The organism is Flavobacterium lacisediminis (genome assembly GCF_025909975.1).
Taxonomy (GTDB): Bacteria; Bacteroidota; Bacteroidia; order Flavobacteriales; family Flavobacteriaceae; genus Flavobacterium; species Flavobacterium lacisediminis.
Genome location: NZ_JAPCIO010000002.1, coordinates 399,108 through 425,116 on the forward strand (window position 1 = coordinate 399,108; position 26,009 = coordinate 425,116).

Here is a 26,009-nt window from a genome sequence, read left to right on the forward strand (position 1 = left end):
GATTAACAATGTTTAACATCTTATTAATAATTCGTACTTTTGTATAAATTAATTACACAATGCAACTTACATTTTATAAATATCAAGGAACTGGAAACGATTTTGTTATGATTGACAATCGTTCGGAGTTTTTTCCTAAAAATAATACCAAACTTGTAGCACAACTATGTGACAGAAGATTCGGTATAGGTGGTGATGGGTTGATTCTTCTAGAAAATCATCCACAATATGATTTTAAAATGGTCTACTATAATTCAGATGGGAATGAAAGTTCAATGTGTGGAAATGGTGGTAGATGTTTAGTTGCTTTTGCCAAACAAATGGGTGTTATCGAAAACAAAGCCGAGTTTGAAGCCGTGGATGGATATCATTACGCAACTATCGATGCAGAAGGAATCGTAGCGCTTCAAATGAAAGATGTTGATACAGTTAATCAATATGAAGATTATACCTTTTTAAATACAGGTTCGCCTCATCATGTGCAATTGGTAGATAATTTAGTTGAATTGGATATCAAAACAGAAGGAGCAAAAATACGTTATTCCGATTTGTATGGAAAAGCAGGAAGTAATGTCAATTTTGTATATCAATTAGCGAATGATATTTTTGCAGTTCGTACCTACGAGCGCGGTGTTGAAGATGAAACTTTGTCTTGTGGAACTGGTGTAACAGCAGTTGCCATCGCCATGCATCAAACTGGAAAAACAAATAATAATATCATAGATTTGAATGTTGAAGGCGGAAAATTAAAAGTACAATTTGACGTAGATAATGGAAATTACACCAATGTTTTCTTAATTGGACCAGCAACTTTCGTTTTTGAAGGAAAGATTGATTTAGATTTTTGAACTTGTATTTGAACTTGAATTTGGAATGATAACATTAAAAGGAACCAACATATACCTTCGCGCACTCGAACCCGAAGATTTAGAGTTTATCTACAAAATAGAAAACAATGAATCAGTTTGGGATGTAAGTAACACGCAAACACCTTATAGTCGATTTTTGATTCGTCAGTATTTAGAAAATGCGCACCAAGATATTTATGAAGCCAAACAATTGCGCTTAGCTATTTGCTTAAATGATACTTTTGAAGCAGTAGGTTTAATCGATTTATTTGATTTTGATCCTAAAAATAATAGAGCGGGAGTTGGAATCGTCATTTCAAGCGAAACCAATCGAAATGCTGGAATTGGTTCCGAAGCATTGCAACTTGTAATCAATTATGCATTCAATCAATTGCAATTGCATCAACTATATGCAAATATTGGTTCAAAAAATGAAATTAGTATTTCCCTTTTTACTAAATTTGGCTTTCAGAAAATCGGAGTAAAAAAAGATTGGAATAAAATCAACAATCAATACGAAGACGAAATTTTATATCAATTAATCAATCACATTTAAAAAATAATCCCTTGAACGTAAAAAAAATAATTTCAATAATCGCTGTTGCCGGAATCGTAGTAGCAACTGCAGTTGGTGTTTATGTATATTTTAAAGCTTTTACACCTAATACACAGTTTTCACAAGACGAAGTTTATGTTTACATTCCTTCAAATTCAACTTATGAACAAGTAGTAGAAATTGTAAAACCATTGGTAAAAGATTTTGAAAAATTTGATTTTGTTGCCACATCAAGAAATTATAGTACGAATGTAAAAGCTGGAAAATTTCTTTTCAAAAAAGACATGACTAGTTTTGATATGGTAAGAAGTTTACGTTTAAATGTTCCTGTAAAAGTAGCTTTTAACAATCAAGAAACGCTAGGTAAGTTAGTACAACGTTTAGCTACCCAATTAGAACCTGATAGTTTAAAATTAGATGTAGCGTTTACCAATACACCTTTTATGGAAGAGAATGGCTTAACGGAAGAAACCATTTTAGCGCTTTTTATTCCTAATACATACGAGTTCTATTGGAATACACCGGCGGACAAAATTGCTCAAAAATTAGCAAAAGAATACCGAATTTTTTGGAATAATGAGCGTACAGAAAAAGCAAAAGCGTTAGGATTAACACCAATTCAAGTATATACTTTAGCCTCAATTGTGCATAAAGAAACTGCAAAAGTAGATGAAAGACCAACAGTAGCTGGCGTTTATTTAAACCGTTTGAAACAAGATATGCCACTTCAGGCTGACCCAACCATTATTTTTGCAATCAAAAAACGTTCGGGCGATTTTGACCAAGAAATTAAACGCGTTTTCTTTAACGATTTACGAATTAATTCTCCTTACAATACCTATGTAAATAAAGGATTACCTCCTGGACCAATCGCTATGCCAGATGTTTCGGCTATCGATGCAGTTTTAAATTCAGAAAAACACGATTATATTTATTTCTGTGCAAATCCAGATAAACCAGGTTATCATGCCTTTGCATCAAGCTACGAAGCACATCAAGTAAATGCTAAAAAATATGCTGAGTGGGTTACTAAATTAGGAATCGATCGTTAATTTTTAAGAGCGAATGGCTTGGGCTTTATTAGTAAACCATTTTCCTGCTTTCCATTTCAATCTATGCTTTCAGCATAGGATTTTTATTGCAATCAGGGCTAGCTGGCTGTTCATTTTTCTGTTTGTGTCTGTTTTTTCTCAAGCGCAATCAGATAACAATACTTTCTTAAAACCTTCAGATACGCTTAATAAACCAAGAAGAACTAGTGTTTATGTTGGTGAATCTGTGGCTTTAGGAGTAACACTAGTAGGTTTAAACCAACTTTGGTATAAAGATTATCCAAAATCTGATTTTCATTTTATTAATGATAACAATCAGTGGTTGCAAATGGATAAATTAGGACATCTATATTCTACTTATCATTTAGGAAGGGTAGGAGCTGAAATGTTACAATGGAGCGGCGCTTCAAAAAAAGAACAACTAATTTATGGTTCCACTCTTGGATTAGGATTTTTAACTGTAGTTGAGGTTTTTGATGGTTTTTCACAAGAATGGGGAGCATCATCTGGCGATATTATTGCAAATGTTTCGGGAACGGCGCTGTATGTTTCTCAAGAATTACTTTGGAAAGAACAGCGTATCACACCGAAGTTTTCATTTCATCAAACCAAATTCGCTTCACAACGTCCTGAAACTCTGGGAGTATCCTTTAACGAAGAAATTTTAAAAGATTACAACGGTCAAACGTATTGGTTGTCGTTTAACGTTCATTCGTTTACAAAAGATAGCTTTATTCCCAAGTGGTTAAACCTCGCAATTGGTTATAGTGGAGAGGGAATGTTGTACGGAAATGATGCTGAAGCAATCGAAAACGGAATTATTCAAAACCCATATCGTCAATTTTACCTTAGTTTAGATGTTGACTTAACGAAAATTACTACAAAATCTCATTTTTTAAAGACACTTTTCTCTGTTTTTAACACGATTAAAATTCCAGCACCTACTTTGCAATACGATGAGTATAACGGACTTAAAGGGCATTTTATCTACTTTTAGGGATTATTAACATGCTGTAAATCAATATTGTAATTTTTTTTGTATATTTGCAGCGGTAATTTCAGATGGGTGACAGGCGCTGAGAAATAACAATTCATGATAAAAAAAAGGTCGTATTTTATAGGATTGACACTCCTAGTATTAGTCGTTTCTTCAGGTTTTATAACCTTTAAGAAAGAAAAATTAGAAGGATTTCATTTGTCAAATTACGAAGGTATCAAATACCACGTTCCAAATGAATATGAAAACGAAGAGGTATTACCAATTAAAGTGCCACAAGTTGGTAAATCTTTTATAGGTTTTGCTCAAAAAATGGCTTATAAAGAGTCAAGATGTATATTGCATTTAGTGAATCCATACGGATACATGGGTAAATACCAATTCGGAAGAAGTACACTGCGCACTGTGGGTATTTATGATTTTCAAGAGTTTTTACGTAATGCTGTATGGCAAGATGAAGCTTTCAAAGCTTTAATCGCTAGAAACAAGTGGGAATTACGTAAAGAAATTCAAAAATATTCAGGTAGAGTAATCAATGGTGTAGAAATTACAGAATCAGGTTTAATTGCGGCAGCACATTTAGGTGGAGCTGGTTCAGTAAAAAAATATTTAAGAAGTAATGGGCGTAATGGTTTCAAAGATGGTTTTGGAACATCGTTATCAAGCTACATCAGAAAATTTTCAAATTACGATATTTCACACATTGAAGCAGATGCAAATGCAAAAGTAGATTTAGAGTAATTTTACATTTTGTGAATAATAAAAATACAAGGTCGATTATGTAAATCGGCCTTTTCTTTTTTCCATTCGTTAACCGTTTTGGTTTTGATGTATTCTGTAGGCAAAGTAATATCACAAGCTACACATAAATAGGTACTTGGTTGTAAAATTTGCAACAAATCTTCCATCAATTTATTATTGCGATAAGGCGTTTCAATAAACAATTGAGACTGATTTTTATCCTGAGATAAACGTTCGAAATTCTTTAAAGCCTGTTTTTTATCGTTTTTATCGATTGGTAAATAACCATTGAAAGCGAAACTTTGTCCGTTCATTCCGCTTGCCATTAAAGCTAATAAAATTGAACTTGGTCCTACTAACGGCACTACTTGAATTCCTTTTTCATGTGCTAACTTCACAATAACAGCACCAGGATCTGCAATTCCAGGGCAACCAGATTCACTCATTAATCCAATGTTTTCACCCCTTAATAAAGGTTGTATGAATTCGTTATGTTCAGCAAATTCAGTGTGTTTGTTTAGAACCGAAATCTTTAAATCGGGTTGTTTTTTTTCGGGATGAATGCTTTTGATGAATTTACGAGCGGTTTTCTCGTTTTCAACTATATAATAATCTACAAAATCAATGGTTCTCTTTATGGTTTGAGGTAAAACATCTTCAGGAACTACAGTAGTTTCTCCAGGATTGGATAAAGTTATTGGAATTAAGTATAGTTTACCTAAAGTGTTTGATTTCATGATATTATTACTTAAGTTTTCTTGCAATTTCTTCACAAGCTTGGTCTAACATATCAAAAACGTTTTCAAATCCGTCTTGACCACCATAATACGGGTCGGGAACATCAACGTTTTCGCCAGGAAAAATTTCGTTTAGAATCAGCTTGACTTTCGATTTTGCTTCTTCATTTGGTGCCAAAGCTAGAACATCTTTGTAATTGGAATTATCCATTACAAAAATATGATCAAAAGTATCAAAATCACTTTTTTTGAATTGTCTTGCTCTTTGATTGGTGATGTCTAATCCTCTGCCCTTAGCAGTTGAAATGGAACGTTTATCGGGTAATTCTCCAGCATGCCAACCGCCAGTTCCTGCGGAATCCACAATAAAATCTTCGGAAAGTTTAGAGCGCATAATACCTTCTGCCAAAGGAGAACGGCAAATATTTCCTAAGCAAACCATTAAGATTTTAGAAGCCATGAATTATAGCGATAATTTCTTGTTGATATCGTCAACGAATTTGCGGAATTGTTTGTCGGTAGTAACTAAGTTATCAACCGTTTTACAAGCATGAAGAACTGTTGCGTGGTCTCTGTCTCCAATTTGCGAACCAATGTTTGCTAATGAAGCTTTTGTAAATTTCTTAGCAAAGAACATCGCTAATTGTCTAGCTTGTACCACGTGACGTTTTCTAGTTTTTGATTGTAAAGTTTCAACGTCCAATTGGAAATAATCAGAAACTATTTTCTGAATATAATCAATTGAAATTTCACGTTTTACGTTTTTAACGAATTTCTCAACTACTTGTTTTGCTAATTCAATGGTAACCTCGCGTTTGTTGAAAGAAGATTGAGCAATTAGAGAAATAATAGCACCTTCTAATTCACGAACGTTAGATTTGATGTTTTTAGCAACATATTCTACAATTTCGTCAGGCATTTCTACTCCGTCACGGAATAAAATATTTTTCAAAATTGAAATACGAGTTTCGTAGTCAGGTTGATGTAATTCTGCTGATAATCCCCATTTGAAACGAGATAGTAAGCGTTGCTCAATATCTTGCATGTCCACTGGTGCTTTGTCTGAAGTTAGAATTACTTGTTTTCCGTTTTGGTGTAAATGGTTGAAGATGTGGAAAAATACATCTTGCGTTCCTGATTTACCCGATAAGAATTGTACATCGTCAATAATCAAAACATCAATTAATTGATAGAAGTGAATAAAATCGTTACGTGTGTTTTTCTTAACCGAATCAATATATTGTTGTGTGAATATTTCAGCTGAAATATACAAAACAGTTTTTTCTGGATATTTATCTTTGATTTCAACTCCAATAGCGTGCGCTAAGTGCGTTTTTCCTAATCCAACACCACCAAAAATCAATAATGGGTTGAAAGAAGTTCCGCCTGGTTTATTTGCTACGGCCATACCTGCACTTCTTGCTAAACGGTTCGAATCTCCTTCAAGGAAATTGTCAAAACTGTAATTAGCATTTAATTGTGATTCGATTTTTAAATTACGAATTCCAGGGATGATAAAAGGATTTTTTAATTCTGGGTTTTTATTCACAATAGGCACATCTACTTCCTGAGGTTTTACCGCTGTTCTGTTATAACTTGGAATTTGCTCAGTAAATGGAAGTTTATTGCCATAAGTGTTTTCCATCTTAATTTTATACAATAACTTTGCGCCCGGTCCTAATTCTTTAGTTAGGGCTACTTTTAATAATTTTACATAGTGTTCTTCCAACCATTCGTAGAAGAATTTACTAGGTACTTGAATAGACAACGCGTTATCGTTTAGCTCAACTGACTGTATAGGTTCAAACCAAGTCTTGTAAGCTTGATCTTGAATATTGTCTTTTATGAAAGACAGACAGTTATTCCATACCGATTGCGCAGTTTTCGTCATAAATTCAATTAGTTATTACTAGTTTATTTTTAGTTTTGTATAGGTTACAAAAGTGAACAGAACGGATATTCTGTTCTTGTGATTTGGGTTAGCAAATATGTGAACAAAATTTTGTAAAAAAAATTTTTTTAGCCTTGATTTTTAAAAAAAAATATTGTAAGCCTTGTGGGTAATTTTTTAAGATTAATTTAATATTAGTTTAATATGAGAGAATATCAATTTCAAGTTCGTGTGCGTTATGCGGAAACTGACCAAATGGGAGTCGTTTATCACGGAAATTACGCACAGTATTTTGAGATGGGACGCGTGGAATGGCTAAGAAACTTAGGGGTTTCGTACAAATGGATGGAAGAAAATGGTGTTATGCTTCCTGTGGTTTCATTAACCATGAATTATAAGAAACCAGCACGTTATGATGATTTGCTAACGGTTAAGACAATATTAAAAAGTCAGACCTCTGTGAAGATAGAATTTGACTACGAAATCTTTAATGAAGCGAATGAGTTATTAACAACGGGTTATTCGATGTTAGTGTTTGTAGACATGAAATCGGGGCGTCCAATTTTGCCTCCAAGTTATGTTTCGGAGAAGATAAATTCTTTTCTAGAAGTTTAAATTTCGGTTAATTTTATTTCGAATAAATTTTCAAAAGTGTCCAATAGATTTTGGACATTTTTTTTTCGGGTAGCAATTTCAATTTCGCAATCCATTTCCATTTTTTGAGAAACGATTTGTAAGTTTTTTTCTTTAATGATGCGCATCACTTTATTCATGTTTGCATACCCAAAAGAAATGATGAAATGTTTATCTATGGTACGTTCGATAATTTCAGCATTTTCCATTGCCATTTGAGCTGCAATTTTATAAGCAGAAATCAAGCCTCCAACACCTAGTTTTACACCTCCAAAATAACGAACCACTACAACTAATACATTCGTAACTTCAAATGACTGAATTTGTCCATAAATAGGCATTCCAGCACTATTGTTGGGTTCTCCATCATCGTTAGCGCGGTATTGAATTTTTTCTGTTCCAATTTGATAGGCGTAACACCAATGGCGCGCTGAAAAATGCTCTTTTCGTAAACGCTCTAAAATCTCTTTAATTTCTACTTCGGTAGTTACAGGAAAAGCATAGCCAAAGAATTTACTATTCTTTTCTTTGTATAAGACTTCTTCCGAAGCTGCAGCTATGGTTTTATATGTGTCTTTTTCTGGGGAATCCATCTTAATAAGTAACTAAAAATAGTGCAAATAAAGCGAGTCCTATTCCAAAAGCATTTCTAACAGAAATTTTTTCTTTAAAGAATAAGATGCCTACAAAGGTAGAAACTATTACAATAGCAATGTTATGAATGGTAAATAAAGTAGCACTTTCAAACGCTTTTGCTTCTAACATTTTGACTAAGAAATACAAAGAAAAATAATTAGGTAAACCTAATGCAATACCTCCCAAAATATTTCTTCCTGAAAATTTAATTTTTCCTCGAATGGTTAGGAAAAGTATCGTTAGTATTCCAACACTAAAAGCACAGAAGAAGGTGACAGATGAAAATAAACCAATTTGATTTGCAGGGACGTGAAAGGTTTGTAAATATTTCAAACTTGAATCTATGGTTCCTGCTCCAATAAAAACTAATATTGGGAAAAGTAAATTATTAGCTTGTTGTACTTCTCCAGTTTCTTTTTTCGAAGTGAAATAAACTGCAATTAATGCTAAAAGTATTCCTATGATTTTGATAAATCCAAGACTTTCATTATATAAAATAACTCCCAATGTAATTGGAATAATTACCGACATCTTAGAAGCAACGGAAGCAACTGAAAGCCCGTTTCTTTGAGATGTTAATGTTGTGGCGTAGAAAGTAGATATAAAAACAAAACCTAAAATTAAACTTCCTTTAAACCAGTCTAATGAGATGATTTTAGTTGGAACAAGCTGGTCATCTAAAAACAATAGCCCAACTAAGAAGGCAACAAAGTAATTTACTACTAAAGCTTGCAAAGCATCAATGTTGAATTTCGCAAAAAGTTTAATAATTACAAAAAGAACGGCATTAAATAAAATGCTAAGAAGTAGATAAATCACAATGGGTTATATTATTTTTTTATCGAAAAGTTGGGTAACGTCATCTATGCCTGGTTGTAAATTCCAAACTTGTAATCCTAATTTTTCCGCAACATCTGTGTTTTCTTTTTTATCGTCGATAAACAATGTTTTTTTAGGATTCAGATTATGATTGTTGATAACATATTTGAAGGCATTTTCATCAGGTTTTCTAAGTCTTATTTCATACGAGAAATATACTTTTTCAAAACAACTATAAAAATCGCGAGCAAAAGTTTGTCCTACTTTGTGCTCAAATTTTTCAATGTGAGTGCTATCCGTATTGCTCAAGAGAAATAATCGGTATTTTGATGCAATCATTTGTAAAAATTCCAATCGATATAAAGGGAAGTCACCTAAAATGGAATTCCAAGCAGCTCTAATTTCGGCTAAATCAGCATTTGGTATATGTTTTTGAAAACCTTGCATGAATTCGAGTTCGTCAATTTTACCGATTTCGTACTTTTTATTCAAAGCATCCAAATCGTCATGCCAAGCGGTTAAACCTAATTTTCTAAACTCAGTGTCAATAGCTTGTTTGTTCAAATCAATAAAAACATCGCCAAAATCAAAAATAATTGCTTCAATCATAATTCTTGAAAATTTTAAGTTCATCATTCATTATGTCAAAACTAGCAACCGGATTTCCGGAAATGTTTGGGGCTGTTGTGCCGTTTTGAAATGTTGTTTGTCCAATAAAAACTCTTGCTTCATCCCATAAATTCGCGTCTATGAATGATTGGAGAGTCTTGCTTCCTCCTTCAATAATAACCGATTGTATATTGTATTTATACAAAATGTCACAAATTGAAGAAATTAGGTGAATATCAAAGATAGCATTTTCATAGATACAATTTTCAGTTGAAATGAATTTTTCGCTTTCAGTGATGAAAATTGTTTTTTGAGAATTGTCTTTTACCTGATAGTTTTCAGAAATCTTGCCTGATTTATCCAATACAATTCGAATTGGATTATTTCCTGAAAAATCACGCGCATCTAATTTTGGATTGTCGTCTAAAACGGTATTGGTTCCAACTAAAATCGCTTTTTCTTCAGTACGCCATTTGTGAACCAATTGTCTGGAATATGGATTTGTAATCCAAACGGGAGCTTTTTCTTCTTTCGAAAGTGGAGCAATAAATCCATCAGCAGTTTCTGCCCATTTCAATATAATATAAGGTCTTTTCTTTTGATGAAAGGTAAAAAAGCGTTTGTTGAGTTCGTTGCATTCGTCTTCTAAAATACCAACGGTTACATTTTTGCCACTTTCAACTAATTTCTTGATGCCATTGCCAGCCACTTTTGCAAATGGGTCAACGGTACCAATTACAACATTTGGAATTTCATTTGCAATAATTAAATCACAACATGGAGGTGTTTTTCCAAAATGACTACACGGTTCTAAACTCACGTAAATCGTAGCGTCTTTTAACAAAGATTTGTCCTTTACCGAATTCACCGCATTGACTTCCGCATGAGGTTCTCCTGCTTTTTTGTGCCAACCTTCGCCAATGATTTTACCATCATGCACAATCACACTTCCTACTAACGGATTTGGATACGTAGTTCCCAAACCATTTTTGGCGAGTTCAATACAGCGTTTCATGTAAAATTCGTGCGTCGTCATAATACAAAAGTAGTATTTTTAAGATAGATTTAATAATCGATTCTACCAATTTACGTACTTTTACCCAACAATAAAAATGCTATGCTAATTAGAGAAATCCAACAAAAAGATAATGAGTCGATTGCCAAGGTAATTCGTGATATTTTTCATGAATTAGATGCGCCAAAAGTAGGAACGGCTTATGCTGACCCTATTTTAGATACTTTATACGAAGTCTATCAAGCCCCTCGTTCTGTTTATTATGTTGTGGAACATGATGAAAATGTAGTTGGTGGCTGTGGTGTTGCTCCTTTAGAGAATGCAGATGTTTCGGTATGTGAATTACAAAAAATGTATTTTGCTCCCGAAATTAGAGGAACAGGTTATGCAGAGAAAATCATTGAAAAGTGTTTGGAATTTGCGAAAGCACAAGGATTTGAAATCTGTTATTTAGAAACCTTATCTTTTATGACAACCGCTCAAAAACTATACAAACGAATAGGTTTTGAAAATATCGATGGTCCAATGGGAAATACTGGTCATAATAGTTGTGAAGTTTGGATGACGAAGAAATTATAATATCAAGATTAAGTTTATGAAAATTAAGATTTTATTTTTTTTATTGATTTCCGTAGTTGGTTTTTCTCAAAAGAAGAAAATCAATGAAGAATATGATTACATCAACAATTATTATCAATTAGTTTATCAGGCACAATATGAATATTTGAAGGAAGATTATCAAAAAGCCTATGATTTATTAAAAACTGCTGAAAAGAATTGTCCATTATTAAAACAAATGGAAATTAATGAACCTGCAGTTTTAGCTGAATGTGCTATGCGATTAAACAAGCCAGAAGAAGCGGTTCATTATATTGAAATTTTAGTTAGAGATTATGGTGCTAATTTTGAGGGTTTTAAAAACTCTCCTCTTTATAAGGATATTCAAAACACAAGATATTGGAGAAAATTAGAACGAAAGGCTAAAAAATATCATGAGGCTTATCTAAAACAAGTGAATTTAGATTTGAGAAATGAAATTTTAAAAATGAAGGAGGAAGACCAAAGTGTAAGAATTAATCGTGATTATGAAGGATTGAAAAGAGTGGATAGCATTAATTATTTAAAGTTAAGAAAGATTGTTGCGGATTGTGATTGCTTTCCTGATGAAATGTTTCCTCAATTTGGAAATTATACAATTGATGATAAATTTTTCAGTGCAGTTATTTTCGTTTATCATATAAATAGTGAAGATGCAGAATATTGGAAGCCTATTTTTCTCGATTTAATTAGAAGAGGAAGAGCGCCTGCAGAAATCTATGGTACTTTGATAGATAGTAATTTAAGAAGTAATGGAGTTTATCTGTATGGTATTTATAGTAATATTGGAAAAGATTTGATTGATGATTTTGAAAATTTAGATAAACGGAGAATAGCTGTAGGTTTGCCTCCATGGCAATTAGAAAAAGATATTCACGAGCTCATTAAAAAGAAATACGGTATCTAATGCTACTAAAACAATATAAAGTTCACTTTTTCGATGCACTGAAAAACATTCAAGATGAACAAGAAATCGAAAGTTTCTTTTTTATCCTAACCGAATATTTGCATAATTTAAAGCGAGTAGATGTGGCCTTGAACCCTAATTATGAGATTTCAGATGCAGCAATTGAAAAGTGGAATTCCATTTTAGTTCAATTACAACAAGAAAAACCTATTCAATATATCACAGGAGAAGCTTGGTTTTATGGCTTGCAATTTGAAGTCAATGAAAACACTTTAATTCCAAGACCAGAAACAGAAGAATTAGTGGAGCGGATAATTGAAAGTCAAAAGTCAAAAGTTCAAAGTCAAAAGTTAGAGATTTTGGATATTGGAACCGGTTCTGGTTGTATTCCTATTTCATTAAAAGTAAATTTACCACAAGCAAACGTTTCAGCAATTGATGTTTCCGAAAAAGCATTAGAAGTTGCCAAAAGAAATGCTCAATCAAATAAGGTTGAAGTGAATTTCATTCAAGTCAATATTTTAGAAGTACTAGATTTAAATCAAAACTTTGATATCATCGTATCAAATCCACCTTACGTTCGCAATTTAGAAAAGCAAGAAATCAAGAAAAATGTCTTGGATTACGAACCGCATTTGGCGCTATTTGTAGAAGATACCGATGCTTTACTTTTTTACAGAAAAATTGCACAATTAGCTTTGAAAAACTTGTCGCCAAAAGGTTTGTTATTCTTCGAAATCAATCAATATTTAGGAAAAGAAACGGTTGAGTTACTAGAAAATCTAGGTTTCAAAAATATCGAATTGAAAAAAGATATTTACGGGAATGACAGAATGATTAAGTGTGAAAGTGAAAAGTAAAAAGTAAATTTGTACTAACTACTCATATCTTAACGCTTCCACAGGATCTAATTTAGATGCTTTTATCGCAGGATATAATCCAGAAACAATCGTTACAATAAAGGTTGTAATAAATGCTGCAATAATGGCCATCCATGGAATTACAAAGGCAAATCCAATTGCTGATGCTATAGCAAACCCAATCAAGATTCCAAATAAGATACCAACAATTCCACCTAATTGGCCAATTACTAATGTTTCGGTAAAAAACTGCCACGCAATCGTACTGCGTTTCGCTCCAAGCGATTTTCTAACGCCAATTTCACGTGTTCTTTCAGTAACAGAAACTAGCATGATATTCATTAATGCAATTGAAGAACCAAAAACGGTAATAATTCCAATTACCCAAGCCGAAATTCCTAAAACAGCTGTATTAGAAAGTAACGTTTGAATCAAATCATCACTACGCTCAATACCGAAATTTTCTTTTTCTACTGGACTTAATTTTCGAACTCTTCTCATGGTGATAATAGCATCATCAACCGCTTCATCTAACAAACCTTCATTGGTAACCATTACATCTAAATCGTAGTTGATGTTAGGAGCAGAAAATAAAGAACGTGCTACTTGAGTTGGAATCAAAACGCGTAAATCTTGACTATTTCCAAATGTTGAACCTTTTTCTTTTAAAACTCCAATTACTTTGAATTTAGCTCCACGAATTGAAATGGTTTTATCAAGAGGGTTGATATTTTCAAACAAACCTTTTTCAAAATCCGAACCTAAAACACAAACATAATTGTTATTCGAAATATCAAACGAATTGAAATTTCTACCTTTTACAACTTCTAAACCTTTGTTTGGACAAAAATTTTCATCTACACCCACAACTGAAATTTCTGGATCAGTTTTCTTTTCACCATATTTTACTTCAATAGCTGAACCAGCAGTAAACGATAGGGAAGTAGTTGTAAATGGAAAATTAAATTTATCTTGAAATGATTTGGCTTCTGGATAGCTGATGATAGGATTGACACGTTGTTCGGTGTCGTTTTGATTAATTTCAGAAGAAAAATCGTATTGACTTATCGAAAAAGTATTGGCTCCCATAGAAGCAAAATCTTTCAAAATAGTATTCTCTAATGCTGAAACCACTGTTAGAATTCCAACCAAAGCCGTAATTCCAATAGCAATAATCATAACAGTTAACGAAGTACGCAAAGCCTGACTTCTAATGGAATCAAGCGCAATTTTTGTATTTTCTTTAAATAATCCTACCATGACTATAAGACTAAAGTATGAGTAAAATGTTACACATTAAAAGTAAGAATTTAGAATTTAGAATTTAGAAAGTAAAAATTCTGAAATTTTAAATCTCTGAATTGATTTTTAATACTGCTAAATATATTCGATATTTGCACTACGAAATTTTTAAAATTTCTATACTTTCAGAATTCTAAATTCTAAATTCTAAATTTAAAATGGCACAAAAACCAAGCATACCAAAAGGAACCCGAGATTTTTCACCAGCAGAAGTGGCGAAACGCAATTATATTTTCAGTACAATTAAAACCAATTTTGAAAAATTTGGCTTTCAACCTATTGAAACACCTTCGTTTGAAAACTCAGAAACCTTAATGGGGAAATATGGTGAAGAAGGCGATCGTTTGATTTTTAAAATCTTGAATTCTGGTGATTATTTAGATAATTTTTCGGATGCATTTATTAATGGTGTAATTAATATTATATCGAATTTTTACATAAATTTAATAAATGAATCCGATGTAAATTCGATAGATTTTATTGAAAAGAATAAAATACAAATTGAATTCTTAGAAAGAATATATAATTCTAAAGGTTTAAATGAATCATTGAATCTAAATAAAGTTTTTGATAATAATTTATTCAAAATTATTTTTGAGACTTTAGATGAATATACCGGTTTGTTGTTTAAAAATTTAGATTTTTATATGAATCATAATGGAAAACTTGAAAAGTACGCTGATCTTTATGAAGAAGATAAGAAAACTATTTTTTCAATATCATCTACTGTTTACTCCCTTTGGTCGATTAAATCTAATTCAAAAAAATTTACAGCAAACATTTCAGAAAAAGCATTACGTTACGATTTAACGGTTCCTTTTGCACGTTACGTTGTACAACACCAAAACGAAATTGAATTTCCGTTCAAGCGTTACCAAATACAGCCGGTTTGGAGAGCAGATCGACCTCAAAAAGGACGTTTTAGAGAGTTTTATCAATGTGATGCTGATGTGGTGGGTTCGAATTCACTTTGGCAAGAAGTGGAGTTGGTGCAATTGTACGACTCAGTTTTTAGTCAGTTAGGTTTAGGTGGCGTTACCATTAAAATTAACAATCGTAAAATATTATCTGGAATTGCTGAGGTTATTGGCGCTTCGGATAAATTGATTGATTTTACAGTAGCTTTAGATAAATTAGATAAAATAGGTGAGGACGGTGTGAAAAAAGAAATGTTAGAAAAAGGCATTTCGGGAACAGCGATAGAAATAGTACAGCCGTTGTTTAATTTTACGGGAACCATCAACGAAAAAATAGAAAAATTAGCGCAATTATTAGCTAATTCAGAAGAAGGAATGAAAGGTGTAAACGAGTTGCAATTTATTTGTGATAACGTTACGACTTTAGGTTTACAAACCGCTTTCTTGGATTTAGATGTTACGTTAGCACGTGGTTTAAATTACTACACAGGCGCCATTTTTGAAGTTGCAGCTCCAAAAGGTGTGGCTATGGGTTCAATTGGTGGCGGTGGTCGTTATGATGACTTAACGGGTATTTTCGGATTGAAAAATATGTCGGGTGTTGGAATTTCGTTTGGTTTAGATCGAATTGCTTTGGTAATGGAAGAAGTTGGTTTATTTCCAGAAGCTGTTTTAGCGACATCAAAAGCGTTGTTCTTAAACTTTGGAGATAAAGAAGCTTTGTATTCGATGAAAGCCATCGGGAAATTGCGTCAAAAAGGAATCAAAGTTGAGTTATATCCTGATAAATCAAAAATTGATAAACAATTCAAACACGCCGATAGAAGAGGAATTCCTTTTGCCGTAATTGTAGGAGAATCGGAAATAGAGCGAGAAGAATTTGGCTTTAAAAACTTAGCGACTGGCGAACAACAAAAAGTAGACTTTGCAACTTTAGTTACGTTATTACAATAATTAAAATCAGAACTTTGTTGTTGAACTTTAATAGAATTTGATATGGTAGACGACGAAGCTAAAAAAGTATTTTGGTCACTTCAGAACAATAAACGTACTGAAGCTGAACGAAATGTGTTTCAGCCCACAGGTAAAAAACCGATGAATAAAAACGTAGTTTATATTTTGTCGGCTATCGGAATTACTTTTTTGATGAGTTTTGCTTTGTCGTTATTTTCTAAAGAAACGACTCAATTTTGTTTTCTGATTGAAAGATATTGCTTCAATTCAACTGAAAATCCAATGGCATATACTTTTTATATTTTTATGAATCTTTGGATTTTGATTTTAGGAATTGGTGTTGCTTATTTGATTGGGAAGAAATTAGGTGATAAGATTAAAATATAGATTTACCCATTTTTAAAAATCTCTTTGACAGCTGTTTCGTAATTCTTGCTATTTCCCGCTTTTTTTATCTTTTTGAATGTCTTTTGTGGATTAGAAAATGATTCCGAAAAGTATTCCCAAAACCCTAACATTTTCATACGAATAGGAGTTGGGCCTTGCAAATACGCATCATATTCTCTGTAGATTTCATCGTGAAAAGCTTCAAAAATTTCCAATCTATTTTTCGGATATTCTGTAGTGTCGTTTTTAATCATCGAAGGTAAAAATGGATCGGCAATTAAACCTCTTCCTATCATCCAATGATCAATGGAAGGAAAACGTTCTTGTAATTCTTTAAATTTCGCTACCGAAGTAATATCACCATTATAATAAATCTTCTGTTTTGAAGTATCTAAACATTTTTGAAACGAATCTAAATCGACACCGCCTTTGTATAATTGTTTTCCAATTCGAGCATGAATCGCGATATTTTTAATCGGATATTGTTCTAAAATGGGGAAAACATCTAAAATTTCGGTTGGATTTTCATAACCCATTCGCATTTTCATCGAAACGATAATGTCAGTTTCATTGTGAACACGTTTTAAGATATGTTCAATTTGGTCGGTATTTTTTATCAATCCCGAACCCATACCGCATTTTGCCACCATTGGATACGGACAACCTAAGTTCCAATTCAATTCTTTGTAACCGAATTGTTGTACATATTTCGCCACAAATAAAAATTCCTCAGCATCATTTGTTATAATTTGTGGAATAACTTCTAGAGTAGAGTTGTTTTCAGGAAGAATATCACGTTCGTACGAACCTTTTACCACCAATTTTCCATTCAGTTTGATGTAAGGTGAATAGAAAGTGTCGATGCCACCAAAGTGTTTGTGAAAAGCGTTTCTAAATCTAAAATCGGTAAATCCTTGTAAAGGGGAAGATAATAATGTAATACTCATGCAGCAAAGATAATACAATTTTTAAGCTGCGTATTTTCTTTTATTTTACTAATTCGATTTTATCTAATTTCAGTTCAAAAGATTCATCTTTTTTATTGCCAATCAAGAAAACAATTTCTTCTAAAAATTTACCATCAAAATTTGGTAAGTTAAGTGTTTGACCTCTGAATGAAGGATATAAATCTTTTAAGTTTAGGGTAACAGTTTCCCATTCTCCCGTAGTTTCAAAGGTTGTGATGTAAGAGTAGTAGGAATTAATATCATCTTTTATTCTGAATTGATAATTTTTACCATCGCCTTTCAATCGGATATTGACTTTGGAAAAATTACTAATATCTTTTTTGTTCATTTGATAACGAACCGATGAAAAACCGCCATAGTTTTCGGTTGAAACTCTTCCGAAAAACATACCATTTCCATTTTCATCAATTTTAAACTTTCCGTCTGAAATTCCACCCATCACAACATCATCAATGATTCTCCATTCACGTGGATTGGTTTTTTCATTGAAGTCAAAAAGTAGAAAATCATTCATAATAAAAGGGGTTAACACTAAAATAATTAGAAATTTCATATCGTAATTTTTATTAAAAGTACAGAAATGAATTGATCTGCTAAGAAATTTAACCTTTGGTTTAGAAGTGTTTAAGTGTGAAATCTGATTTTAAAAAAGGAAGATATTATTCTCTTTTTTGTTTGAATAACCAATCGTACATGGCATCTTCATGAAAAAGTCGTTCTACGTTTCCGTGATTCCCACCTTTGATAATCGAAAAGATTAGATTAGCTTTATCATTACATTTACGAATTGCATTCACCACTTTTTGTGATTCCGAAAGCGGCACAATATAATCTATATCTCCATGCTGAATCCAAAGTGGAATGGTAGCTAATTTACAACCATCGCTCACATTTCCACCGCCGCAAATAGCAACTGCTGCTGTAATTTTATCAGCGTGTTTACCTGCAAAATGTAGAGTTCCATAACCGCCTAAACTCATACCACAAACATAAATTCGGGATTCGTCTATGTTGTAGTTTTTCTTTACATATTCTAAAACTTCTAAAACTTTATCAGGATTCCAACTTCCTTTAGCTAATTGAGGAGCGACAACAATGGCTGGAATTTTTCTTCCTTTATCCATTGCGCGAAGTACACCATATCTTCTCACACGATTCAAATCGGTTCCAGAAAGACTTTTTCCGTGTAGAAAAATTAGAATCGGTTGTTTTTCTGTACTTTCTTTTTCGGGAACATTAATCCAAAACGGATAAGTGGTTTTATCAGTTATCGTTTTTAATTGAGAAAATCCCAATGAAGTAATTAGTACAAAAAAGGTTATGTATATGTGTTTTAATTTCATTATCAATGGATTAGATTTAAAAAACAAAACCCGAAATTTACAATAAAGTAAAATTTCGGGTTTTCGTAGCGAGGACGGGAGTTGAACCCGTGACCTCAGGGTTATGAATCCTGCGCTCTAACCAACTGAGCTACCTCGCCAAAATGTTGGTCTCACATCCTTGTTGAATGCGGGTGCAAATATAAAACTATTTATATTCTTTGCAAATATAATTTTACAAAAAATTAATAAAATGTTTTTTTTGTATATTCAATTAATTCTATATATATTTCCAACTTAAATATTAGAATAATGAGTGCAAAAGTAAAATATGAATTAGAATTCCCCATTCAATCTTCGCCACAGCTACTATATCAATATATTTCTACACCATCTGGTTTATCGGAATGGTTTGCCGATAACGTAAATTCGAGAGGTGAGTTCTTTACTTTTATTTGGGATGACTCGGAAGAGAAAGCAAAATTAGCCTCTAAGAAAACAGGAGAGCGTATTAAATTCAGATGGTTAGAAGAAGATAATACTGAAACCGATTACTTTTTTGAATTAAAAATTATGGAAGATGAAATTACTAAAGACGTTTCTATTGTAATTTCAGATTTTGCTCACGAAGATGAATTAGACGAATCTAAATTATTGTGGGAAAATCAAATTTCTGACCTAAAACATGTGTTAGGTTCCGTTTAAAAAATCAATTATATAAGTTATATTTGTCCCGATTTAAAAATCGGGATTTTTTATGGTAAATTGTAACGGAAATATTCAGGAAAATAGCGCAATTCTTATTGATTCAAACAGAGGTTTTTTGTTTGGAGATAGTGTTTTTGAAACCATTAAAGTATTAGATAATAAAGTACTTTTTCTTGAAGATCATTATTTTAGATTAATGGCTTCAATGCGAATTTGCCGCATGGAAATTCCTATGAATTTTACCATGGAATATTTTGAAGAGCAAATTTTAAAACTAATTGCTACATTTTCAGATTCTAATTCATATCGTGTTCGCTTTTCTGTTTACAGAGATTCAGATGGTTTTTATTTGCCAAAAACTAGAAATGTACAATTTATAGTTGCTGCTTCGTCATTAAATTCCGATTTATATGCAATTGGTAAAGAATCTTATGAAGTTGAATTATACAAAGATTTCTACGTTTCAAAACAATTGCTTTCCACTTTAAAAACCAATAATAAAATGCTTCAAATCACCGGAAGTATTTTTGCAGACGAAAATGGTTATGATAACTGCTTAGTTTTAAATGACGAAAAGAATGTAGTGGAAGCTTTGCAAAGTAACTTGTTTATGAAAACGGGTAATGTAGTAGTAACTCCACCAGTTTCTGATGGTTGTTTAAACGGAATTATGCGCAAACAAATACTAGAACTCTTGAAAAAAATAGAAGGAATCGAAGTTAAAGAAGCTTCTATTTCTCCTTTTGATTTGCAAAAAGCGGATGAGTTATTCTTGACCAATGTAATTTCGGGAATTCAACCTATAACTAAATACCGTAAAAAAGAATACACTGCTGAATTTGCTTCAGATGTAATTAAAAGATTGAATGCTAAAATCCGACTTAGTTAAGCATTGGGTTTTCTGGAGCGTTTGAAAATAACACGTATTCGCCACCTTGTTCAATTATCTTTTCTTTCCAAAACAAAGTGCTAGCTTTTGAAAGTAGTTTGTTTTTGAGCGTATTCTCAGCAACAATCCACGAATTTTCTTGCATCTCCATTTCTAATTGGTTAACACTCCAACCGCTATAGCCAAGGAAAAAGCGAATATGATTTTTCGTAATTCTTCCTTCGTTTATCAATTGTTTGGTGGTTTCAAAGTCGCCACCCCAATAAATTCCATTTGAAATTTCAACACTATTTGGGATAATATCTGGAATATTGTGAATGAAATACAGATTGTCCTGTTCAACAGGTCCGCCATTGTATATTTTAAAAGAAGCTTCAATTTCCGGAAGCAAATCATTGATGGTATAGTTCAAAGGTTTATTTAAGATAAAACCAATTGAGCCTTCATCGTTATGTTCCGCTAATAAGACCACAGAGCGATTAAAAGAAACATCGCCTAAAATGGAAGGTTCTGCAATTAACAGATGGCCTTTTTTTGGTAAAGTTGATATCATATTTCTGTAGTTAATTAATTAAAGTTATCAAAAAAAAATTACAAATTCAAAATATTCTCGATGAAATGCAAAAAAAAGTCCCGATTTGCATCGGGACTCTCTTATTTTGATGTATCAAAATTATTTTTTGTTTACTGCTCCTTCTAATTCAGCACCAGCTTTGAATTTTACTACATTTTTAGCAGCAATTTTGATAGTTTTACCAGTTTGAGGATTTCTACCATCTCTTGCAGCTCTTTTAGATACTGACCAAGATCCGAAACCTACTAAAGATACTCTTCCACCTTTGTTTAAAGTTCCTTCAACATTGCTTAAAAATGATTCTAAAGCTAATTTAGCAGCTGCTTTTGTAATACCAGCAGAAGCTGCCATTGCATCGATTAATTCTGATTTGTTCATGATTAAAGTTATTTATAATTGGTTAAACTTAATTATTTATGACAAATTTAGCGGTATTGTTGAACTACGCAAGTATTCGTGCTATTTTTCGACTAAAATGTTGATAAATTAGATTAAATGTTAATAACATTGTTTGTTTTTTTAATTTTCACCCTTAAATATAGTGTTTTCAAGGCTTAAAGCGCTATCGCATTTTCTGAAAATGAAATTCCATTTAGTAATTCGTGAGCCAACATTCTTTTCTTTCCTGGGAATTGTAAACTTTCGATTTTTAAAAGACCATCTTTTGTAGCAATAAAAATTTCTTTTTTAGTAGTCGTTATCTTTCCGATAGTTTCCGAATGTACTTTTTCTTCAAAACTCGCCAAATAAACTTTTACGTTCCATTCTTGCTCGCCATCTTTTATAAATGTCCAAGCCGCAGGATAAGGAGATAAACCTCTGATTAAATTAAATATCGTCTTTCCTGATTGTAACCAATCAATTTTGCAATTCTCTTTATTTAATTTGTAAGCTGTTTTAACATCCGGATTATTTTCTTGTAAAGTTGTGATGGCTTTTTCAGATTCAATTAATTGAAGCGTTTCTAAAACTGTCTCACTTCCTAAATGCATCAAGCGGTCGTGTAACTCACCAGCGGTTTCGTTTGTTCCGATTTCAGTTTCCTTACTCAAAATCATGGCGCCGGTATCAATTTTATCATCAATAAAGAATGATGTAACTCCTGTTTTGGTTTCTCCATTGATAATTGCCCAATTAATCGGTGCAGCACCACGATATTCAGGTAACAAAGAAGCGTGAAGATTAAATGTTCCTAATTTTGGCATTTTCCAAACTACTTCAGGCAACATTCTAAAAGCAACAACGACTTGTAAATTGGCATCTAAACTTTTTAATTCGGCTAAAAATTCTTCTGATTTTAAATTGGTAGGTTGTAATAAGCGTAAGTTTTTTTCTAAAGCATATTCTTTAACCGCACTCATGCTTACTTTTTGTCCACGACCTGCTGGTTTGTCTGGAGCGGTAATAACGCCTACAATATCATAGTTGTTTTTGTAAATAGTATCCAGAATCCCAACAGCAAAATCGGGAGTTCCCATGAATACAATTCTAAGTTTTTCCATTATATAAGGTAATATTGATTGTTTGAATTGATTTTGATTCGATTATTTTCCAATAATAATTGAATGGCAAAGATAGTGGCTTCTGAAGAAATGTGAAGTTGGTTTTCTATTTCTCTAGAGGAAAGTGGCTCTTTTTTTAATAATTGAATTACGTTTTGAGTAATTTCTGTTGGATTAGCCTTTTTTTTTGAAAAGCAATACGAACAAATACCACAATCTTCTTTAGTAATCTCATCAAAATAAGCTAAAAGCATTTTGTTTTTACAAGTGTTTTCATCAGAAATGTAATATACAACACTTTGAAATTGATCTTGTTTTAATTTGTTTTGATGTTCTAAAAATTTCGCTACACGATTAATTGTCAAATCGTCTTCTCGCACTTCATTGAAAGTGATGCTACTGTCGTTGTTTTTGGCGTGTAAAATTATACATTGACTTGCAGCTAGTTTATCAATTACTTCTTCCACATGTGCTTCTGTAGAGTTCGCTTTTTTGGCTACCAAGTGCGGATTTATAGTTGTTTCTGCCTCAAAAATTCCAGAATAGGTTCTTAAAATCGTAGTAATAACAGGCTCATCATGTGGATGCAAACTAATGTAACGAATCACTTCCTTACTTGGAATGATAAATTGCAAACTTATTTTTTCTGTAGATTCGCTTTGGAACGTCAGAATTCCTTGTCGGTCTAAAAATTGTAAGCTATTGAAAGTTGGGATTACAGGAAAATGATAATGCGCACAAAATTGGTTCAAATTGAAAGCAAAACTTTCGTTATATCCTTCTCCGTATGCAATTTGAAAGTAATTATTCAGTTTAACATAAACATCTCTAACAAATTTTTTATCGGGTAAAACATCAATAAATTGGGCTTTGGTGTAACCAATATCAGTAGCATTGGTTAAGATAATTCCAAATGCTTTTTCACCATTTCTTCCAGCTCTTCCGGCTTCTTGATAATAGTTTTCAAGGTTTTCAGGAAGTTGAATATGAATAACCGTTTTCACATCGGGTTTGTCAATTCCCATTCCAAAAGCATTCGTTGCTACTATGACTTGAGATTTATTTTCTAACCACGATTGCATGTTTTTCTCTTTCTCTTTGGCGGGCAATCCACCGTGATAAAACGTACAACTAAATCCCAATTGATTCAACTGTTGTGAAGTTTCAACACATGATTTACGATTACGGACATAAATAATAGAAGATTGCGGATTTTTAGTTAAAATCTGCTGTATTTTGAAAAGCTTATCTTCTGTTTTAATCACATGATAAGCTAAATTTTCTCTAGTAAATGACTTTGTAAATACTTTTGGATTGACCAAAGCTAAATTCTTACAAATATCTTCCTGAACTCTTTTATTGGCTGTTGCCGTCAATGCTAAAAATGGAGTAGTAGGAAAATGTTCTTTTAAAGCCGAAATTTTCAAATACGCTGGTCTAAAATCATGTCCCCATTGGCTCACACAATGCGCTTCGTCAATAGCAATAAGATTGATGGGTAATTGTTTTAAGCGCTCAACTATCCAGTCATGTTGTAAACGTTCGGGAGAAAGGTATAAGAATTTATAATTTCCGAATTGACAATTGTCTAAAATGTCAATAACATCATCTTGAGAAACGCCACCAGTTAAAGCAATAGCTTTGATATTTTTGCTTTGTAAATTCTGCACTTGGTCTTTCATCAAGGCAATCAAAGGAGAAATTACCAAACAAATTCCGTTTAATTGAATAGCAGGAATTTGAAAACATACCGATTTTCCTCCTCCAGTAGGTAAAAGGGCAAACGTATCATTACCACTTAAAACCGATTGAATGATTTCTTCTTGAGGTTCTCTAAAACTATCGTGTTTCCAATATTTTTGAAGAATTTGTAAGGCTTCAGACATGTGAATTGGCTTTTAGAAACACTAAAATACAAAAAAATTATTTAACAAGATGTTTCATAATAAAATCAACACGATTTTCAACCGTGTCTTTTGGAACTTCTGTAATCGAATAACCATAATTTTTGTAGGTTTCCATCAAATGTTCGTGAATCAAAACTGCTTGTTCGTAATTTTCATAACGCTCGGCATCACTTACATAAATTTCTTTCCAAGGTGGTAAAACAAAAATGGCAGAGTATTTATGATCTTGACAAGCTTTATCAAAAAAAGCAGGGTACGAATCGCCAATGTAATGCATATAAGCCAAAACATCTGGAATACCTCGGTCTAAAAAAACGATATTCGCTTCTTCATTTAAAGCTTCTTTGAATTGTCTTTTTCGGCCTTCTAATAGTAACTCACTGAATAAAAGTGGTTTTTCTAAGAACAATTGTTCTATTCCTTGTTCTTGTGCTTCACGTATAACTTCGCGCGAAACCTCAGGATAACAAGTGTGTCCTTTTTCTTTTAAAGCCTCTATTAAGGTGGTTTTCCCAGAGCTTGGTCCACCAATTAAAACCACAATTTCTTTATTCATATTGGAAATACTAAGGCGCAAAAGTAAGTTTTTTTAAAAATCTAATCAACTTAAAAAATTATAAGTTACTACAATATAATTCTGAACATAAAAAAGTATATTTGCTTTTCCAATACGAAATGATGATGGATAAGAAAACAGAAGATTTTTACGTAAGATTAAAAGAAGAGTTAACCAATTCAACGCTTTGGCCTTCAGAGTATTTGTATAAGTTTATTATGCCTTCTGATGTGCATAGCATTGCTAAGGTAGAAGCTGCATTTAATGATATGGGTGCTGTTATTACTACACAACAATCTAAAACAGGGAAATTTACCAGTGTTTCCATTAGCGTAACTATGGCAAGTCCTCAAAATGTGATAGATAAATACATTGAAGTCTCGGATATCGAAGGCATTATTTCATTATAAAAAAAACATGCAAGAAGAAGTAAGTTATTTAGAATATAATTCAGAACGTCCGCATTTGATTATTCCAGAATACGGAAGACATTTGCAGAAATTGATTGACCAAGCCACAGAAATTGAAGATCGTGAAGAACGAAACAAAGCGGCAAAATACATCATTTCGGTTATGGGTTCGTTGAATCCGCATTTAAGAGACGTATTGGATTTTCAACATAAACTTTGGGATCAGTTGTTTATTATGTCTGATTTTAAATTGGATGTAGATTCGCCTTATCCAATTCCATCAAAAGATATTTTAACTCAGAAACCAGAGCGATTAAAATATCCTCAAAATTATCCAAAGTACCGTTTCTACGGAAACAACATCAAATACATGATTGATGTAGCAAATAGCTGGGAAGAAAGTGATTTAAAAAATGCTTTAGTCTTAGTAATTGCAAATCACATGAAAAAATGTTACTTGAGTTGGAACAAAGACACGGTAACCGATGAGGTAATTTTCGAACATTTATTAGAACTTTCGGGAGGAAAATTAAATCTTTCTAAATCCAATGAAGAACTTTCAAATACACATGATTTAATGAAAGTGAATAAGAAAGTTTCGAATAAAACACAATTTGGTCCGAGTAAAGTGGGGATTATCAAGAAAAATAACAATCCAAAAGGACATTTGAACAAGAACAATCAAAATAAAAATACATTTAAAAAATAGGCAGTT

31 protein-coding genes and 1 tRNA gene are annotated in these 26,009 nt (G+C 32.4%); 15 read left to right on the plus strand and 17 right to left on the minus strand.

Features of this window, described 5'->3' with window-relative positions; translation table 11 throughout:
• Window positions 1-59: 59 nt before the first annotated feature.
• The 5 genes from dapF to OJ995_RS04410 all read left to right on the plus strand — a co-directional run bounded on the left by dapF (window position 60) and on the right by OJ995_RS04410 (window position 4,194).
• On the plus strand, window positions 60-848 hold the full coding sequence (dapF, locus tag OJ995_RS04390; RefSeq protein WP_264368311.1) for a diaminopimelate epimerase: 789 nt from the start codon (window positions 60-62) through the stop codon (window positions 846-848).
• 25 nt (window positions 849-873) lie between these two features.
• Complete coding sequence (locus OJ995_RS04395) at window positions 874-1,404, plus strand: GNAT family N-acetyltransferase (protein ID WP_264368312.1); 531 nt, start codon at window positions 874-876, stop codon at window positions 1,402-1,404.
• A gap of 11 nt (window positions 1,405-1,415) precedes the next feature.
• The gene (gene mltG / locus OJ995_RS04400; RefSeq protein ID WP_264368313.1) at window positions 1,416-2,456 is read left to right on the plus strand and encodes an endolytic transglycosylase MltG; all 1,041 of its coding nucleotides are present in this window, start codon (window positions 1,416-1,418) and stop codon (window positions 2,454-2,456) included.
• Window positions 2,457-2,580: 124 nt separating this feature from the next.
• On the plus strand, window positions 2,581-3,453 hold the full coding sequence (locus OJ995_RS04405; RefSeq protein WP_264368314.1) for a DUF2279 domain-containing protein: 873 nt from the start codon (window positions 2,581-2,583) through the stop codon (window positions 3,451-3,453).
• 96 nt (window positions 3,454-3,549) lie between these two features.
• Window positions 3,550-4,194, plus strand: coding sequence for a peptidoglycan-binding protein LysM (locus tag OJ995_RS04410; protein WP_264368315.1), 645 nt, complete (start codon window positions 3,550-3,552; stop codon window positions 4,192-4,194).
• Between the two features lie 2 nt (window positions 4,195-4,196).
• Here OJ995_RS04410 and OJ995_RS04415 read toward each other — a convergent pair whose 3' ends face one another.
• Genes OJ995_RS04415 through dnaA form a run of 3 tightly spaced genes read right to left on the minus strand, consistent with a single transcriptional unit; the run spans window position 4,197 to window position 6,822 of the window.
• Complete coding sequence (locus tag OJ995_RS04415; RefSeq protein WP_264368316.1) at window positions 4,197-4,931, minus strand: SAM-dependent methyltransferase; 735 nt, start codon at window positions 4,929-4,931, stop codon at window positions 4,197-4,199.
• Window positions 4,932-4,938: 7 nt separating this feature from the next.
• A complete protein-coding gene (locus OJ995_RS04420; protein WP_264368317.1) occupies window positions 4,939-5,391 on the minus strand; it encodes a low molecular weight protein-tyrosine-phosphatase in 453 nt (150 codons plus the stop codon).
• Between the two features lie 3 nt (window positions 5,392-5,394).
• Window positions 5,395-6,822 carry a chromosomal replication initiator protein DnaA gene (gene dnaA / locus OJ995_RS04425; RefSeq protein ID WP_264368318.1) on the minus strand — a complete coding sequence of 476 codons (1,428 nt, stop codon included), beginning with the start codon at window positions 6,820-6,822 and terminating at the stop codon, window positions 5,395-5,397.
• A 204-nt stretch (window positions 6,823-7,026) separates the two neighbouring features.
• On the opposite strand from dnaA, the gene OJ995_RS04430 reads away from it, so the two are divergent.
• Complete coding sequence (locus OJ995_RS04430; protein WP_264368319.1) at window positions 7,027-7,437, plus strand: acyl-CoA thioesterase; 411 nt, start codon at window positions 7,027-7,029, stop codon at window positions 7,435-7,437.
• Here the strand turns inward: OJ995_RS04430 and OJ995_RS04435 are convergent.
• From OJ995_RS04435 to ribD, 4 genes are read right to left on the minus strand one after another with little or no spacing between them, the layout of a single operon-like run.
• Entirely contained in the window at window positions 7,434-8,048 is a 615-nt protein-coding gene (locus OJ995_RS04435; protein WP_264368320.1) for an IMPACT family protein, read from the minus strand. The genes OJ995_RS04430 and OJ995_RS04435 overlap by 4 nt on opposite strands.
• Window position 8,049: 1 nt before the next feature.
• On the minus strand, window positions 8,050-8,910 hold the full coding sequence (locus OJ995_RS04440; protein WP_264368321.1) for an EamA family transporter: 861 nt from the start codon (window positions 8,908-8,910) through the stop codon (window positions 8,050-8,052).
• Between the two features lie 6 nt (window positions 8,911-8,916).
• Entirely contained in the window at window positions 8,917-9,519 is a 603-nt protein-coding gene (locus tag OJ995_RS04445; protein WP_264368322.1) for an HAD family hydrolase, read from the minus strand.
• Complete coding sequence (gene ribD, locus OJ995_RS04450) at window positions 9,512-10,555, minus strand: bifunctional diaminohydroxyphosphoribosylaminopyrimidine deaminase/5-amino-6-(5-phosphoribosylamino)uracil reductase RibD (RefSeq protein WP_264368323.1); 1,044 nt, start codon at window positions 10,553-10,555, stop codon at window positions 9,512-9,514. The genes OJ995_RS04445 and ribD overlap by 8 nt, the downstream gene beginning before the upstream one ends.
• Before the next feature lie 81 nt (window positions 10,556-10,636).
• On the opposite strand from ribD, the gene OJ995_RS04455 reads away from it, so the two are divergent.
• The 3 genes from OJ995_RS04455 to prmC are packed head-to-tail and all read left to right on the plus strand — an operon-like array spanning window position 10,637 to window position 12,898.
• Window positions 10,637-11,113 carry a GNAT family N-acetyltransferase gene (locus OJ995_RS04455; protein WP_264368324.1) on the plus strand — a complete coding sequence of 159 codons (477 nt, stop codon included), beginning with the start codon at window positions 10,637-10,639 and terminating at the stop codon, window positions 11,111-11,113.
• 16 nt (window positions 11,114-11,129) lie between these two features.
• Window positions 11,130-12,038, plus strand: a complete 909-nt coding sequence (locus OJ995_RS04460; protein WP_264368325.1) for a hypothetical protein — start codon at window positions 11,130-11,132, stop codon at window positions 12,036-12,038.
• Window positions 12,038-12,898, plus strand: coding sequence for a peptide chain release factor N(5)-glutamine methyltransferase (prmC, locus tag OJ995_RS04465; RefSeq protein WP_264368326.1), 861 nt, complete (start codon window positions 12,038-12,040; stop codon window positions 12,896-12,898). The genes OJ995_RS04460 and prmC overlap by 1 nt, the downstream gene beginning before the upstream one ends.
• 18 nt (window positions 12,899-12,916) lie before the next feature.
• Here prmC and OJ995_RS04470 read toward each other — a convergent pair whose 3' ends face one another.
• A complete protein-coding gene (locus OJ995_RS04470; RefSeq protein ID WP_264368327.1) occupies window positions 12,917-14,158 on the minus strand; it encodes an ABC transporter permease in 1,242 nt (413 codons plus the stop codon).
• 200 nt (window positions 14,159-14,358) lie between these two features.
• Between OJ995_RS04470 and hisS the strand changes: the two genes are divergently transcribed.
• Both hisS and OJ995_RS04480 read left to right on the plus strand, forming a co-directional pair.
• Window positions 14,359-16,071 (plus strand): histidine--tRNA ligase, encoded by a 1,713-nt coding sequence (gene hisS, locus OJ995_RS04475; RefSeq protein WP_264368328.1) that lies wholly within the window; start codon window positions 14,359-14,361, stop codon window positions 16,069-16,071.
• Window positions 16,072-16,113: 42 nt separating this feature from the next.
• Window positions 16,114-16,458 (plus strand): FUSC family protein, encoded by a 345-nt coding sequence (locus OJ995_RS04480; RefSeq protein ID WP_264368329.1) that lies wholly within the window; start codon window positions 16,114-16,116, stop codon window positions 16,456-16,458.
• A 2-nt stretch (window positions 16,459-16,460) separates the two neighbouring features.
• Here OJ995_RS04480 and OJ995_RS04485 read toward each other — a convergent pair whose 3' ends face one another.
• From OJ995_RS04485 to OJ995_RS04500, 4 genes are all read right to left on the minus strand, one after another.
• Window positions 16,461-17,405, minus strand: a complete 945-nt coding sequence (locus tag OJ995_RS04485) for a tRNA dihydrouridine synthase (RefSeq protein WP_264368330.1) — start codon at window positions 17,403-17,405, stop codon at window positions 16,461-16,463.
• Between the two features lie 40 nt (window positions 17,406-17,445).
• The gene (locus tag OJ995_RS04490) at window positions 17,446-17,979 is read right to left on the minus strand and encodes a CIA30 family protein (protein WP_264368331.1); all 534 of its coding nucleotides are present in this window, start codon (window positions 17,977-17,979) and stop codon (window positions 17,446-17,448) included.
• Between the two features lie 106 nt (window positions 17,980-18,085).
• Window positions 18,086-18,769 carry a carboxylesterase family protein gene (locus OJ995_RS04495; protein ID WP_264368332.1) on the minus strand — a complete coding sequence of 228 codons (684 nt, stop codon included), beginning with the start codon at window positions 18,767-18,769 and terminating at the stop codon, window positions 18,086-18,088.
• Between the two features lie 66 nt (window positions 18,770-18,835).
• A tRNA-Met gene (locus OJ995_RS04500) sits at window positions 18,836-18,909 on the minus strand.
• A gap of 151 nt (window positions 18,910-19,060) precedes the next feature.
• Here OJ995_RS04500 and OJ995_RS04505 point away from each other — a divergent pair.
• Complete coding sequence (locus OJ995_RS04505; RefSeq protein ID WP_264368333.1) at window positions 19,061-19,453, plus strand: START-like domain-containing protein; 393 nt, start codon at window positions 19,061-19,063, stop codon at window positions 19,451-19,453.
• 52 nt (window positions 19,454-19,505) lie between these two features.
• Window positions 19,506-20,345 carry an aminotransferase class IV gene (locus OJ995_RS04510; RefSeq protein WP_264368334.1) on the plus strand — a complete coding sequence of 280 codons (840 nt, stop codon included), beginning with the start codon at window positions 19,506-19,508 and terminating at the stop codon, window positions 20,343-20,345.
• Here OJ995_RS04510 and OJ995_RS04515 read toward each other — a convergent pair.
• The 5 genes from OJ995_RS04515 to OJ995_RS04535 form a co-directional block, all read right to left on the minus strand.
• Window positions 20,338-20,898: a YqgE/AlgH family protein gene (locus OJ995_RS04515; RefSeq protein WP_133610845.1), complete on the minus strand. Its 561-nt coding sequence runs from the start codon at window positions 20,896-20,898 to the stop codon at window positions 20,338-20,340. The genes OJ995_RS04510 and OJ995_RS04515 overlap by 8 nt on opposite strands.
• A 120-nt stretch (window positions 20,899-21,018) precedes the next feature.
• Window positions 21,019-21,297 carry an HU family DNA-binding protein gene (locus OJ995_RS04520; RefSeq protein WP_111567791.1) on the minus strand — a complete coding sequence of 93 codons (279 nt, stop codon included), beginning with the start codon at window positions 21,295-21,297 and terminating at the stop codon, window positions 21,019-21,021.
• Between the two features lie 176 nt (window positions 21,298-21,473).
• The gene (gene fmt, locus OJ995_RS04525; RefSeq protein ID WP_264368335.1) at window positions 21,474-22,421 is read right to left on the minus strand and encodes a methionyl-tRNA formyltransferase; all 948 of its coding nucleotides are present in this window, start codon (window positions 22,419-22,421) and stop codon (window positions 21,474-21,476) included.
• Window positions 22,421-24,307, minus strand: a complete 1,887-nt coding sequence (locus OJ995_RS04530) for a RecQ family ATP-dependent DNA helicase (protein WP_264368336.1) — start codon at window positions 24,305-24,307, stop codon at window positions 22,421-22,423. The genes fmt and OJ995_RS04530 overlap by 1 nt, the downstream gene beginning before the upstream one ends.
• A 37-nt stretch (window positions 24,308-24,344) precedes the next feature.
• Window positions 24,345-24,884 carry an AAA family ATPase gene (locus OJ995_RS04535; RefSeq protein WP_133610838.1) on the minus strand — a complete coding sequence of 180 codons (540 nt, stop codon included), beginning with the start codon at window positions 24,882-24,884 and terminating at the stop codon, window positions 24,345-24,347.
• A 125-nt stretch (window positions 24,885-25,009) separates the two neighbouring features.
• Here OJ995_RS04535 and OJ995_RS04540 point away from each other — a divergent pair, with 125 nt between their 5' ends.
• Together OJ995_RS04540 and OJ995_RS04545 are read left to right on the plus strand one after the other, a co-directional pair.
• Window positions 25,010-25,294 carry a DUF493 domain-containing protein gene (locus tag OJ995_RS04540; protein ID WP_264368449.1) on the plus strand — a complete coding sequence of 95 codons (285 nt, stop codon included), beginning with the start codon at window positions 25,010-25,012 and terminating at the stop codon, window positions 25,292-25,294.
• A gap of 7 nt (window positions 25,295-25,301) precedes the next feature.
• Window positions 25,302-26,003 (plus strand): DUF4290 domain-containing protein, encoded by a 702-nt coding sequence (locus OJ995_RS04545; protein WP_133610836.1) that lies wholly within the window; start codon window positions 25,302-25,304, stop codon window positions 26,001-26,003.
• The last annotated feature ends 6 nt before the right edge of the window (window positions 26,004-26,009 follow it).

Coding starts and splice junctions, on each gene's coding strand:
- OJ995_RS04455 (WP_264368324.1), top strand. CDS start 10,637: ATGCTAATTAGAGAAATCCAACAAAAAGATAATGAGTCGATTGCCAAG.
- dnaA (WP_264368318.1), bottom strand. CDS start 6,822: ATGACGAAAACTGCGCAATCGGTATGGAATAACTGTCTGTCTTTCATA.
- OJ995_RS04420 (WP_264368317.1), bottom strand. CDS start 5,391: ATGGCTTCTAAAATCTTAATGGTTTGCTTAGGAAATATTTGCCGTTCT.
- OJ995_RS04415 (WP_264368316.1), bottom strand. CDS start 4,931: ATGAAATCAAACACTTTAGGTAAACTATACTTAATTCCAATAACTTTA.
- OJ995_RS04410 (WP_264368315.1), top strand. CDS start 3,550: ATGATAAAAAAAAGGTCGTATTTTATAGGATTGACACTCCTAGTATTA.
- fmt (WP_264368335.1), bottom strand. CDS start 22,421: ATGGAAAAACTTAGAATTGTATTCATGGGAACTCCCGATTTTGCTGTT.
- OJ995_RS04480 (WP_264368329.1), top strand. CDS start 16,114: ATGGTAGACGACGAAGCTAAAAAAGTATTTTGGTCACTTCAGAACAAT.
- OJ995_RS04470 (WP_264368327.1), bottom strand. CDS start 14,158: ATGGTAGGATTATTTAAAGAAAATACAAAAATTGCGCTTGATTCCATT.
- OJ995_RS04495 (WP_264368332.1), bottom strand. CDS start 18,769: ATGAAATTAAAACACATATACATAACCTTTTTTGTACTAATTACTTCA.
- dapF (WP_264368311.1), top strand. CDS start 60: ATGCAACTTACATTTTATAAATATCAAGGAACTGGAAACGATTTTGTT.
- hisS (WP_264368328.1), top strand. CDS start 14,359: ATGGCACAAAAACCAAGCATACCAAAAGGAACCCGAGATTTTTCACCA.
- OJ995_RS04395 (WP_264368312.1), top strand. CDS start 874: ATGATAACATTAAAAGGAACCAACATATACCTTCGCGCACTCGAACCC.
- OJ995_RS04445 (WP_264368322.1), bottom strand. CDS start 9,519: ATGATTGAAGCAATTATTTTTGATTTTGGCGATGTTTTTATTGATTTG.
- OJ995_RS04535 (WP_133610838.1), bottom strand. CDS start 24,884: ATGAATAAAGAAATTGTGGTTTTAATTGGTGGACCAAGCTCTGGGAAA.
- OJ995_RS04490 (WP_264368331.1), bottom strand. CDS start 17,979: ATGAAATTTCTAATTATTTTAGTGTTAACCCCTTTTATTATGAATGAT.
- OJ995_RS04430 (WP_264368319.1), top strand. CDS start 7,027: ATGAGAGAATATCAATTTCAAGTTCGTGTGCGTTATGCGGAAACTGAC.
- prmC (WP_264368326.1), top strand. CDS start 12,038: ATGCTACTAAAACAATATAAAGTTCACTTTTTCGATGCACTGAAAAAC.
- OJ995_RS04520 (WP_111567791.1), bottom strand. CDS start 21,297: ATGAACAAATCAGAATTAATCGATGCAATGGCAGCTTCTGCTGGTATT.
- ribD (WP_264368323.1), bottom strand. CDS start 10,555: ATGACGACGCACGAATTTTACATGAAACGCTGTATTGAACTCGCCAAA.
- OJ995_RS04460 (WP_264368325.1), top strand. CDS start 11,130: ATGAAAATTAAGATTTTATTTTTTTTATTGATTTCCGTAGTTGGTTTT.
- OJ995_RS04435 (WP_264368320.1), bottom strand. CDS start 8,048: ATGGATTCCCCAGAAAAAGACACATATAAAACCATAGCTGCAGCTTCG.
- OJ995_RS04545 (WP_133610836.1), top strand. CDS start 25,302: ATGCAAGAAGAAGTAAGTTATTTAGAATATAATTCAGAACGTCCGCAT.
- OJ995_RS04530 (WP_264368336.1), bottom strand. CDS start 24,307: ATGTCTGAAGCCTTACAAATTCTTCAAAAATATTGGAAACACGATAGT.
- OJ995_RS04510 (WP_264368334.1), top strand. CDS start 19,506: ATGGTAAATTGTAACGGAAATATTCAGGAAAATAGCGCAATTCTTATT.
- OJ995_RS04505 (WP_264368333.1), top strand. CDS start 19,061: ATGAGTGCAAAAGTAAAATATGAATTAGAATTCCCCATTCAATCTTCG.
- OJ995_RS04485 (WP_264368330.1), bottom strand. CDS start 17,405: ATGAGTATTACATTATTATCTTCCCCTTTACAAGGATTTACCGATTTT.
- OJ995_RS04515 (WP_133610845.1), bottom strand. CDS start 20,898: ATGATATCAACTTTACCAAAAAAAGGCCATCTGTTAATTGCAGAACCT.
- OJ995_RS04540 (WP_264368449.1), top strand. CDS start 25,010: ATGGATAAGAAAACAGAAGATTTTTACGTAAGATTAAAAGAAGAGTTA.